The sequence below is a fragment of the Dietzia sp. UBA5065 genome (assembly GCA_002415925.1).
Taxonomy (GTDB): domain Bacteria; phylum Actinomycetota; class Actinomycetes; order Mycobacteriales; family Mycobacteriaceae; genus Dietzia.
Map to the genome: position 1 here is coordinate 17,234 of DIAZ01000109.1, position 11,182 is coordinate 28,415.

12 protein-coding genes and 1 pseudogene are annotated in these 11,182 nt (G+C 73.0%); 4 read left to right on the plus strand and 9 right to left on the minus strand.

The genetic code is table 11. The features are described from left to right. The 6 genes and pseudogenes from rph to clpS form a co-directional block, all read right to left on the minus strand. A pseudogene (gene rph, locus B4M60_RS08370) lies at window positions 1-272 on the minus strand (ribonuclease PH); the annotation flags it as partial. A gap of 42 nt (window positions 273-314) precedes the next feature. Continuing rightward, the gene (locus B4M60_RS08375) at window positions 315-1,094 is read right to left on the minus strand and encodes an MBL fold metallo-hydrolase (RefSeq protein WP_291082165.1); all 780 of its coding nucleotides are present in this window, start codon (window positions 1,092-1,094) and stop codon (window positions 315-317) included. Window positions 1,095-1,176: 82 nt separating this feature from the next. Further along, a complete protein-coding gene (gene murI / locus B4M60_RS08380) occupies window positions 1,177-1,992 on the minus strand; it encodes a glutamate racemase (RefSeq protein WP_414646770.1) in 816 nt (271 codons plus the stop codon). Then, a complete protein-coding gene (locus B4M60_RS08385) occupies window positions 1,989-2,672 on the minus strand; it encodes a rhomboid family intramembrane serine protease (RefSeq protein WP_291082171.1) in 684 nt (227 codons plus the stop codon). Before B4M60_RS08385 ends, murI begins: the two co-directional genes overlap by 4 nt. A 25-nt stretch (window positions 2,673-2,697) precedes the next feature. Further along, entirely contained in the window at window positions 2,698-3,309 is a 612-nt protein-coding gene (locus tag B4M60_RS08390) for a DUF2017 domain-containing protein (protein ID WP_291082174.1), read from the minus strand. A 4-nt stretch (window positions 3,310-3,313) separates the two neighbouring features. Further along, window positions 3,314-3,658: an ATP-dependent Clp protease adapter ClpS gene (gene clpS, locus B4M60_RS08395; RefSeq protein WP_414646769.1), complete on the minus strand. Its 345-nt coding sequence runs from the start codon at window positions 3,656-3,658 to the stop codon at window positions 3,314-3,316. A gap of 53 nt (window positions 3,659-3,711) precedes the next feature. On the opposite strand from clpS, the gene B4M60_RS08400 reads away from it, so the two are divergent. From B4M60_RS08400 to B4M60_RS08415, 4 genes are all read left to right on the plus strand, one after another. Continuing rightward, window positions 3,712-5,067 carry a nicotinate phosphoribosyltransferase gene (locus B4M60_RS08400; protein WP_291082176.1) on the plus strand — a complete coding sequence of 452 codons (1,356 nt, stop codon included), beginning with the start codon at window positions 3,712-3,714 and terminating at the stop codon, window positions 5,065-5,067. 147 nt (window positions 5,068-5,214) lie between these two features. Beyond that, a complete protein-coding gene (locus tag B4M60_RS08405; protein ID WP_291082179.1) occupies window positions 5,215-5,700 on the plus strand; it encodes a CD225/dispanin family protein in 486 nt (161 codons plus the stop codon). A gap of 28 nt (window positions 5,701-5,728) precedes the next feature. Further along, window positions 5,729-6,178, plus strand: a complete 450-nt coding sequence (locus tag B4M60_RS08410) for a DUF2752 domain-containing protein (RefSeq protein WP_291082181.1) — start codon at window positions 5,729-5,731, stop codon at window positions 6,176-6,178. Window positions 6,179-6,219: 41 nt separating this feature from the next. Further along, window positions 6,220-8,328 (plus strand): ATP-dependent DNA helicase, encoded by a 2,109-nt coding sequence (locus tag B4M60_RS08415; protein ID WP_291082183.1) that lies wholly within the window; start codon window positions 6,220-6,222, stop codon window positions 8,326-8,328. Here the strand turns inward: B4M60_RS08415 and B4M60_RS08420 are convergent. From B4M60_RS08420 to B4M60_RS08430, 3 genes are all read right to left on the minus strand, one after another. Continuing rightward, window positions 8,254-9,078, minus strand: a complete 825-nt coding sequence (locus B4M60_RS08420; RefSeq protein ID WP_291082185.1) for an aminoacyl-tRNA hydrolase — start codon at window positions 9,076-9,078, stop codon at window positions 8,254-8,256. The two genes, B4M60_RS08415 and B4M60_RS08420, sit on opposite strands and share 75 nt — an antisense overlap. Beyond that, entirely contained in the window at window positions 9,075-10,304 is a 1,230-nt protein-coding gene (gene serB, locus B4M60_RS08425) for a phosphoserine phosphatase SerB (protein WP_291082188.1), read from the minus strand. Before serB ends, B4M60_RS08420 begins: the two co-directional genes overlap by 4 nt. 136 nt (window positions 10,305-10,440) lie before the next feature. After that, the coding region (locus tag B4M60_RS08430) for a cytochrome c oxidase subunit I (RefSeq protein ID WP_291082191.1) at window positions 10,441-11,182 on the minus strand (742 nt) is incomplete at its 5' end.

Genomic DNA, 11,182 nt, shown 5'->3' on the forward strand with positions numbered 1-11,182 from the left:
CCGCCCACCTTGCCGCGCACCGACTCGCGGCCCGAGCGCTCGTGGGTCGCCGCCGGGAGCATCGCGTACTCGGCCGTCAACCAGCCCAGCCCCGAGCCCCTGCGCCACCGGGGCACGCCCTCGGTGACGCTGGCCGTGCACATGACCCGGGTCTGCCCGAAGGTGACGAGGACCGACCCCGCCGGGTGCGAGGTGAAGCCCCGCGTGATGGTCACGTCACGGAGGTCGCCGTCGGCGCGTCCGTCTACTCTGCCGTCAGAAGATGAGGTCACGACCGCCGATCCTAGCTGGTCACCACGCCCGGGGACCCGGTGCTACACGTCGATCCGCAGATCCGGCTCGGCCAGCAGGACCTCGCCGCTGAACTCGACGGCGGCCTCCGCGCGGACACGCTCGCGGTCGGTCCACGGCGGGATGTGGGTCAACACCAGCCGCCCGACCCCGGCCCGCCGGGCGGTGCGACCGGCCTCGGCCCCCGACATGTGGATCCCCGGCGGCCGGCCCTCCTCGTGCGTCCACGACGCCTCGCAGAGCAGGACGTCCGCGCCGGCCGCGAGGTCGACCAGCGCGTCGCAGTAGGCGGTGTCACCGCTGTAGACCAGGACGCGACCGGACACCGAGGTCAGGCGCATCCCGTAGGACTCCGGCGGGTGATCCACCCGACCGGCCCGCACGTGGAGGCCCACCTCGCCGTCGTGGCCCCTCATCTCCACCTCGGGAGTGACGTCCCACGACCCGACGTCGAAGGTGTCCGACAGGTCGTCCACCGCCCCGGGCTCCTCCGCGGAGGCCACCCCGATCCGGTACGCGGTGCCGGACGGCCCGATGAGCGGGACCCGCCGCGCCCGTTCGGCCTCCGGCCCGTAGCGCCGCAGCACCAGCAGCCCCGGGACGTCGAGGCAGTGGTCGGCGTGCAGGTGGGACAGCAGGACCGTGGCGTCCTCCGGCGAGACGAAGCGCTGCAGCGCCCCGAGCACCCCGGGCCCCATGTCGATCACGACCGGGGCCACCCCGTCGACCTCCACGAGGTACCCGGACGCCGGCGAGGTGGGTCCGCCGATACTTCCCGAGCACCCGAGGACAGTCAGAAACATGGGGACCATCGTGCCACGGCGGCACCGGCACCGTCCGGACGGTGCCCCTGTCGGCGGACCGCGGTACGGCGCGACCGGAGCGTCACGAGCCGTCCACGCGGCCGACCGCGACCAGTCCCGGACCGAGGAACCTCGACGCCACCCGCCGGAAGCTGTCGGGGTCGCCGGTGACGAGGAACTCGCGGGTGGCCGGCACGGACGGGTCGTGGGGGCGCAGCAGGTCCTCCGTCGTGAGGACGCGCAGCACGTCCTTGGCCGTCTCCTCCGCGCTGGACACCAGCGTCACGTGGTCGCCGACGGCCAGCTGCACCACCCCGGACAGCAGCGGATAGTGGGTGCAGCCCAGGACGAGGGTGTCCACGTCGGCGTCCCGGATCGGGGCCAGGTAGGCCTCCGCCAGTCCCAACACCTGGCGCCCGCTGGTGATCCCGCGCTCGACGAACTCCACGAACTTGGGGCACGCCACCGAGGTCAGGTCCACCCCGTAGGCGGCGGCCACCGCGTCGTCGTAGGCCCGGGACGCCACTGTCGCGCGGGTGGCGATCACCCCGATCCGGCCCGAGCGGGTGGTGGCCACCGCGCGCCGCGCCGCCGGCTGGATCACCTCGATCACCGGGACGGGGTAGCGCTCGCGGGCGTCGCGCAGCATCGCCGCCGACGCCGTGTTGCAGGCGATCACCAGCGCCTTGACCCCCCGGCCCACCAGGGAATCCGCCACCGCCAGCGCGTGGCGCCGGACCTCCGCCAGGGGCAGCGGACCGTACGGACCGTTGGCCGTGTCGCCGACGTACACCAGTGACTCGTCCGGGAGCTGGTCCATGATCGCGCGGGCCACGGTGAGGCCACCCGCGCCCGAGTCGAACACCCCGATCGGGGCCTGCGGATCGGGCGCCGTCACCTCGGCGGTCCGGCGGTCCACCGCACCTGCCCGGCGGTGACGGCCCGGGGCTTCCTGTCACGCTTGTGGCCGTACGCCGCCACCACGCCTCCGATCGCACCACCGAGGTGCCCCTGCCAGGAGACGCCGTCCTGCAGGGGGGACAGCCCGGCGAGCGCCCCGAGCCCGTAGTAGAAGCCGATCAGCACACCGATGATCAGGTGGAGGAAGCTGCGGGTGAACAGGCCCCTGACGATCACGTAGAAGATGTAGCCGAACACGATCCCGGAGGCCCCGATGTGAACGGTGCCGACGCCGCCGAGCAGCCACGACACCACGCCCGAGGCCACCCACGAGACGAGCGTGACCCGGATGAGCGGGGCCAGGCCCGAGAGCGCGATGATGGAACCCAGGATCAACAGGGCGATCGAGTTGCCGATCAGGTGACCCCATCCGCCGTGGAGGAACGGCTGGAAGAGGATCCCGAGGAGCCCGTCCGTCGTGAGCGGGCGGACCCCGTCGTCGTCCAGGCCCGGTGACCCCACCGCAGCCTGGATGACCTGGTCCGCCGCCTCGACCACCCACATCAGGGCGACAAAGGAGAAGAGCAGGATCAGGGCCGGCCAGCGGCGGGGATCCTTCGGCGTGGGCCCGGCCGCTCTGGCGGCCCCGGCCCCGTAGGCCCGCGGGTCTGGGTTCACGATTCTCTCCTCACTGGCGCTGTCCTCACTGCCCCATCAGGGCGGTGCACAGGGAATCCTGCATGAAGGTCAGCCAGTGGTAGACGTCGAGATGCGCCGACCGCGGGTCGTCCTCCGGAACGAATTCGGGGATGTCGGTGGCCGGGACGCCGTCCACGGACCCGGCGTCGAGGAGCAGCGCCCCGAGTCCCAACCGGACGTCATTGAGGCACCCCATCCACGCCTGGGCCTGCTCGGGGGTGAGGGACACCGTCCCGCCGCGCGCCGGCAGGGACCGCAGGACGACGACGGCGGTGGAGAGCTTGGCGTCGATGATCTCCGGCTCGTGGATCATGCGCATCCCCGAATTGTGGGCGCGGGTCACCGCGAGGGCGTCCGGGTCGTGGTCCTTGCCGGGCTCGGGCCGGTGGAAATCCGGCAGCAACCGGGCGAGCGGCGCCTGGTCGGGCAGGGCCGAGTGGCCGCTGCGCATCCCGGTGAGCTCGGCCAGGTCATCCCTGGGCGCGGAGTCGCGTCGCTGCTCCAGCATGTCCACGATGTTGGAGACCAGGGCGTGGAGGATCTGCACCTCGTGCGCCTCCATCACCGCCTTGATGCGGGGGCCGCCGAGCGAGCCCTTGCGCTGCCACGCCTTCACCGCGTCACGCCTCCCGCTGCATCGTGGCCCACAGCCCGGCCTCCTGCAGCTTGCGGACGTCGTTCTCCACCTTCTCCCGGCTGCCGGAGGACACCACCGCCCGACCGTCGTTGTGGACCTTGAGCATGAGATCGTGCGCCTTCTCGCGGCTGTAGCCGAACACCCGCTGGAAGACGAACGTCACGTAGCTCATGAGATTGACCGGGTCGTCCCAGACCACGGTGAGCCAGGGGTTGTCCACCCCACCGTCCAGCTCCGCCTCCGTGGACTCCACGGGCGCCGCCGACGGCATCGCCATCACGGGGACGACGTCCCGGTCGGCCGCGAGAGGCGTGGTCACGGTGTACATAGGGCCAAGGATACGGATATCCGGCGGGTCGGCCACGCCGTAGAGTCGTGCAGGTGACCTCGACGCCGCCCCCGCACTCCCCTCGCCCGGCGGGCCGCCCGTCCACCGCGCTGCTCACCGACAAGTACGAGCTCACGATGATCCGCGCCGCGCTGGCCGACGGAACCGCCGACCGTCCCTGCGTCTTCGAGGTGTTCACCCGACGCCTGCCCGCCGGCCGCCGGTACGGCGTCGTCGCCGGCACCGGCCGGCTCCTCGAGCGGCTGGCGGATTTCCGCTTCGGCGACGAGGAGATCGAGGTCGTGGCCGACTCGCTGGACGAGCGGACCACCGAGTGGCTCCGGGGGTTCCGCTTCTCCGGCCGGATCGACGGGTACCCGGAGGGCGAGTTGTTCTTCCCCGGGTCGCCGGTGCTGAGCATCCGCGGCGGGTTCGCCGAGTGCGTGGTGCTCGAGACGCTGGTGCTGTCCGTGCTCAACCACGACAGCGCCATCGCCTCCGCCGCCGCGCGGATGACGTCCGCCGCCGGCGGTCGTCCCATCATCGAGATGGGGTCACGCCGCACCCACGAGGAGGCGGCGGTGGCCGCGGCCCGCGCCGCGTACCTCACCGGCTTCGCCTCGACCTCCAACGTCGAGGCCACCCGGCGGCACGGCGTCCCCTCCGCGGGCACGTCCGCGCACGCGTTCACCCTCCTGCACACCGGACCGGGCGGACCCGACGAGGCGGCCGCGTTCCGCTCGCAGGTCGCCACCCTCGGGGTGGACACCACCCTCCTGGTGGACACCTACGACATCACCCGCGGGGTGGCCACCGCGATCGAGGTGGCCGGACCGGAGCTCGGCGGGGTCCGCATCGACTCCGGCGACCTGGGCGTACTGGCCCAGCAGGTCCGCACCCAGCTCGATTCGCTGGGTGCCCACGCCACCAGGATCGTCGTCTCCGGCGACCTCGACGAGTACGCGATCGCGGCCCTGCGCGCCGAGCCCGTCGACGTCTACGGGGTGGGAACCCGCCTGGTCACCGGGTCCGGGGCCCCCACGGCCGGGATGGTCTACAAGCTGGTCGAGGTGGACGGCATCCCCGTGGCCAAGCGCTCCGCCCACAAGGAATCCCTGCCGGGCGCCAAGCGGGCGATCCGACTGCACCGGCCCTCGGGGACCGCGGTCGAGGAGGTGCTCCTGCCGTGGGGCGGCGCGGCGCCCGACGAGCCCGGTCTGCGGCAGCGGGACCTGATGGTCCCCCTCGTGCGCGACGGCGACCCGGTGCCGGGCCTGCCGTCGCTGGCCGAGTCGCGGGAGCTGCACGCGGCCGCGATGGTGACCCTGCCCTGGGAGGGGCTCGCACTGAGCGAGGGCGACCCCGCGGTCCCGGTCCGCGTCGTCCCGCCGCCGACGTCCGGACGCTGACGCGGGATCGACTCGAACCGGTCCCCCACCTCCTGAGGTGGGATAAGTTTTCAACCACTCGGCAGCGCGCCGTCCACTGTGGCCGGCGGGGTCGGCCGGGACCGGCCGGGCCAGATCGACCGGTCCCCTCGCGAACGGGAGCACCAGATGAGCTATCCGAATTCCGGAGACGACCAGTCCGGCGACCAGGGCCAGGGCGGCCAGTTCGGCGGCGAGCCCCACTACGGTGGCGACCAGCCCTACGGCGGCGGCCAGCCGTACGGCTCGGGCCAGCAGTTCGGGTCAGGGCAGCAGTTCGGCGGGGGCCAGCAGTTCGGCGGTGGCCAGCCCTACGGAGCCGGCCAGCAGTTCGGCGGTGGCCAGCCCTACGGAGCCCCCGGGCCCGCGCCGGACAACAACCTGGTCTGGGCGATCCTCTCCACCCTCCTCTGCTGCCTCCCGCTGGGCATCGTGTCGATCGTCAAGTCGACCAGCGTCAACTCCCTGTGGGCCCAGGGTCGGTACCCGGAAGCGCAGAAGGCCGCCGAGGACGCCAAGAAGTTCGCCGTCTGGGGCGCGATCGCCGGGGTGGTCGTGGCGGTGGCCTACGCCATCTTCGCCGTGGTGATGGGCGTCGCGTCCTCGGGATACTGAGCCCCTCCCCCGTTCCTGAGGAACACCCGTGCACGCGACGACCCCCGCGACGACGGGCCCGGCGGTGACCGGTCGGTGGACCCGCCTCGCCGGCCCGGTGGCGACGCTCGCCGGCGCCGCCGGGGTCTGCGCCCTGGTCGCGTTGACCGACCCCACCACGCCGGGCGGGATGAGCCCGCCCTGCCCCACCAAGGCGCTGTTCGGGATCGTGTGCCCCGGGTGCGGCTCCGCGCGGATGCTGTACTCGGTCCTGCACGGCGACCTCCGCGCCGCGGCGGCGTACAACGCCGTGGGCCTGGTCGCCCTCGTGCTGGTCGTGTGGACCTACGTCGCGTGGTCGACGCGGACGATCACCGGGAGACGGATCCGGCGGTGGGAGACGTGGCGGTGGTCGCCGGTAGCAGTCGGGGTGGTCGTCGCGGTCTGGGCGATCATCCGGAACCTGCCGGTTTCCCCCTTCACCGCCCTCGCGGTCTGATCGTCCGCCGCGCCGTCCGACCGGGCCGCTAGGGTTACCGCGTGACCGACTCGCTCCCCTCCGTCTCCGACCTGCTCGCCACCGCGGTCGAGAGCCTGGGCGGGAGCGAGCGGCAGGGCCAGATGCTGATGGCCGAGGCGGTCGGCAACGCGCTGGCCACGGGCGAGCACCTGGCGGTCCAGGCGGGCACCGGCACCGGCAAGTCGCTGGCCTACCTCGTGCCGGCGCTGCGGCACGCCGTCGCCACCGGCGGCACGGTCGTGGTCTCCACCGCCACGATCGCCCTGCAGAACCAGCTGGTGGACCGGGACCTTCCCCGCCTGGCGGCCGCGCTCCGCCCCGAACTCGGCGTGACCCCCTCCCACGCGATCCTCAAGGGCCGCGGGAACTACCTGTGCCTGCACCGCGTCGGTTCCGGCCCGGTGGACCAGGTCGACCCCGACGAGATGGTGACCGAGGAGCTCTTCGACCTGCCGATCGGCGGCGAGTCCACCGCCGCGCGCGCCCCCGCCGGGTCCTCGCCCCGGGACACCGGCCCGAACTCCTGGCTGGGTCGCGAGATCGCCAGGCTCCACGACTGGGCGCAGGACACCGAGACCGGTGACAGGGACGACCTGCCCCGCGGCGTGTCCGACGCCGCCTGGCGCCAGGTGTCGGTGACCAGCCGGGAGTGCCTGGGCCAGCTGTGCCCCGAGTTCACCGAGTGCTTTGCCGAACTCGCCCGCCAGGAGGCGGGACGCGCCGACATCGTGGTGACCAACCACGCCCTGCTCGCGATCGACGCGATGACCGACGTGTCCGTCCTGCCCGAGCACGACGCGGTGGTGATCGACGAGGCGCACGAGCTCTCCGACCGCGTGACGGGCGTGACGACGGCGGAGCTCACCGGCGCCGCCGTGATCCAGGCCGCCCGGCGCGCGGCCAAACTCGTCGACCAGCAGACCGCCGACCGCATGGTGGCCGCCGGCGAGGGCCTGGCCGGGCTGCTGGACCTGTGTCCCGAGGGTCGGTGGGACCTCCTGCCCGAGGGCGCCGACCTCGCGCTCGCGGCGGTCCGCCAGACCGCGGAGAACTGCCGGAGCGCCGTCCCGGGCCCCAAACCCGGGGAGGCGGCGGGGGACCCCCAGGGGGCGTCCGACCGGCAGAAGACCCTCGCCGCGCTCGACGAGGTCGCCGACGCCGCCGATCGGATGCTCTCCTCGTTCGAGCGCGCCGTCACCGACCGTCTGGAGATCGTCTGGATGACCGAGGAGGACCGCCGCGGGCGGATCCTCCGCGTGGCCCCCCTCTCGGTGGCGGGGCTCCTCCGCGCCCGGCTGTTCGCCGAATCCACCGTCATCCTCACCTCCGCCACCCTCACCACGGGCGGGCGGTTCGACGGCCTCGCCGCCACCTGGGGGCTGCCCCCGGCCTCCTCCGCCCGCCCCGACCCGGCGAGCGCCGTGGCGCTCGAACCACCATCCGACGACGACGAGAGCAGCCTGCGATGGACCGGGCTGGACGCCGGTTCGCCCTTCGACTACCGCCGCAACGGCATCCTCTACGTGGCGGCGCACCTTCCCGCGCCCGGGCGGGACGGCGGCTCCCCGGAGGCGGGTGACGAGCTGGTCGACCTCGTCACGGCCGCGGGCGGGCGCACCCTCGGGCTGTTCTCCTCGATGCGCGGGGCCAAGGCGGCCGCGGAACTGCTGCGGGACCGCCTCGACACCCCCGTGCTGTGCCAGGGCGAGGACTCGACGGCCAACCTCGTCGCGCAGTTCGCCGCGGACGAGGAGACCACCCTCGTCGGCACGCTCTCCCTCTGGCAGGGCGTCGATGTCCCCGGGCGGTCGCTCTCCCTGGTGGTGATCGACCGCATCCCGTTCCCCCGACCCGACGACCCCCTGCTCTCGGCGAGACAGCGGGCGGTGGGGGCCCGCGGCGGCAACGGCTTCCTCGCCGTCGCCGGCAACCACGCCGCCCTCCTCCTGGCGCAGGGCGTCGGCCGCCTCCTCCGACGCACCGACGACCGTGGCGTGGTGGCCGTGCTGGACTCCCGACTGGTCACCGCCCGCTACGGCGGGTATCTCCGGGCCTCACTGCCGCCGTTCTGGCAGACCACCGACCGCGACGTGGTGATCGGGGCCCTCGAGCGGCTCCGCGACGCCTGACGCCGCCCGGCCGCCGTCCTCGGCGATCACCGTCACCGATCCCGGGGCGACCTCCGTGTACCCGGCGTCGACCACCCCGACCACCCCGGGGACCCGCGCGGCCACGGCCCCGGAGAGCTCACCCCACCGGCCCGGGTCGGCCTCGCGCACGGCCACGGGCAGACCGCCGGCGATCCACGCGTCGAGCCGGGCGCGGTCCATGCTCGCCGCCGACAGCATCACGCCGTGGCCGACCTGCGCTGCGGCCTTGCCCACGGTCATCGCGAGGGCCCCGTCGATCCAGATCACCGGGACGCCTGCGGGAGGCGGACCGGGGCGGTCGCGATCGAGGTCCGTGCCGCCGATCTGCAGCCGCCCCAGCCGGGGGTCGACCTCGTCGACCGGGCCCGGGACGAACGCCCTCGCGACGCATCCCGCCACCTCGCGCGTCACCCCGGGAACCTCGAGCGCGGCCTGCCACTGGGCGCCCCGGGCACGCCGGGCGATCTTGCGCATCCGGGCGTCCAACCACGCGGCGTAGGCCGGGTGCCACGGACCGCCCGGGGCCACACGCTCGTCCAGGCACAGCGCGGCCACGGCGCCCGCCACCGCCTCCAGCAGCGGGGTGCGACCAGGCGGCTCCGCCCTGGGCAGGTGCAGGACGATCGGCATCGACCGGATCGTGGTGCGGTCGTCGGGATCCTCCGCGCCGGCCGAGCCCTCGCGGAGCCGGGCATGGCACCAGTCGAGCGCGGCCCCCGATGCGATCACGCCAGCGGCACGCGGCGGTAGGTGCCGGCGGCGCTGTCGGCGGCCTCGATCTCGTCCCGCGTGATGCCGAGCACGAACAGGACCGTGTCGAGGAACGGCTTGGACAGCGAGGCGTCCGCGACCTCCCGCAGGGCCGGCTTGGCGCAGAACGCGATGCCCAGCCCGGCGGTGGTGAGCATGTCGATGTCGTTGGCCCCGTCCCCCACCGCGACCGTCTGGCTCAGCGAGATGCCGAGGTCGTCGGCGAACTCGCGCAGGAACGCGGCCTTGGCCTGACGATCCACCACATCGCCGACCACCCGTCCGGTGAGGACGCCGTCCACCACCTCCAGCGTGTTGGCGCGGGCGAAATCCAGCCCCAGGTCCTCGACGAGCCCGGAGATCACCTGGATGAACCCGCCGGAGACCACGCCGCACCGGATCCCGAGCCGCTTCAGCGTCCGGATGGTGGTCCGGGCGCCCGGTGTGAGGACGATGCTCGCGGCGACCTCGTCGAGGACGGTCGCCGGCAGCCCCTCCAGGGTCGCCACCCGCTCGTGCAGGGATTGCGCGAAGTCCAACTCGCCCCGCATCGCGCGCTCGGTGACGGCGCGGACCTCCTCCTCCTTGCCCGCGTGCGCGGCGAGCATCTCGATCACCTCGCCCTGGACGAGGGTGGAGTCGACATCGAACACCACGAGGCGCTTGGAGCGCCGCCCCAGGCCCGCCCGGTCCACCGAGATATCGACACCGTGGGCGTCCGAGAGCGGGGCGAGCGTCTCGCGCAGCCGGGCGTCGTCGGCGGCATCGCGCCCGGCCGTCGACACGTGCAACTCCAGGCCGGTGACCGGGTAGTCGGCGATGCCCCGGATCGCGTCGATGTTCGCCCCGATGGAGGCCAGCGACCCCGACACCGCGGAGAACGCGGACGCCGTGACGGGGCTGCCGAGGATCACCACAGCGTGGGTGGACGGTGGGGCGGCGGGCGCGATGTCGTCGAACTGGACGTCGAGCTGCATTCCCAGGTCATCGACCTGGTCGGTGAGTTCCCGCACCACCGTGACAGCGTCGACGTCCGCGCCCACCCGGACCATCAGTCCCAGGGAGAGGTGACCGTTGACCACCACCTGCTCCACGTCCACGAGATCGGCGTGGTGGGAGGCGAGGACGGACATCACCCTCGCGGTGACACCGGGCCTGTCGGGACCGGTGACGGTGAGAAGGGCCGGGGTGCCGGGGGTGCTCACGGGTGCTCCTGACGAACGGTCTGGGTGGGGATGGTCGGCCGCGCCGAGGGGCCGACACGCGGGAACCCCGCCGGTGGACGAGCCTACCGACGGGGTTCTCCGGGCCTGCGCCCGCGGGTGAGAACGGGCGGGGGTGTCAGGCCTTCTGCGGGGACGGGCCGCGCTCGGCCACGTCCTTCGCGGAATCCGGGTCCGTGGCCTTGGCGCGGCCGCCCACGTGGGCCTCCGCCCGCATCCGCTCACTCATGTGCGGGTAGTGCAGCTCGAACGCCGGGCGCTCGGAGCGGATCCGCGGCAGCGTCACGAAGTTGTGGCGCGGCGGCGGGCACGAGGTCGCCCACTCGAGGGAGTTGCCGGCGCCCCACGGGTCGTCGACCGTGACGATCTCGCCGTAGCGCCAGCTCTTGATGACGTTCCAGATGAACGGCAGCATCGCGATGCCGAGGATGAACGACCCGATGGTGGAGATCTGGTTGAGGACCGTGAAGTTGTCCGAGGGCAGGTAGTCCGCGTAGCGGCGGGCCATGCCCTGGTTACCCAGCCAGTGCTGGACGAGGAACGTGGTGTGGAAGCCGATGAACATCAGCCAGAAGTGCCAGTGCCCCAGCTTCTCGTCGAGCATCCGGCCCGTCATCTTGGGGAACCAGAAGTACACGCCGGCGAACGTGGCGAACACGATCGTGCCGAAGAGCGTGTAGTGGAAGTGGGCCACGATGAAGTACGTGTCCGAGATGTGGAAGTCGATCGGCGCCGAGGCCATCATGATGCCCGTCAGGCCGCCGAAGAGGAAGGTGACGATGAAGCCGAGCGCGAACACCATCGGCGTCTCGAAGGTCATCTTCCCGCGCCACATGGTCCCGATCCAGTTGAAGAACTTC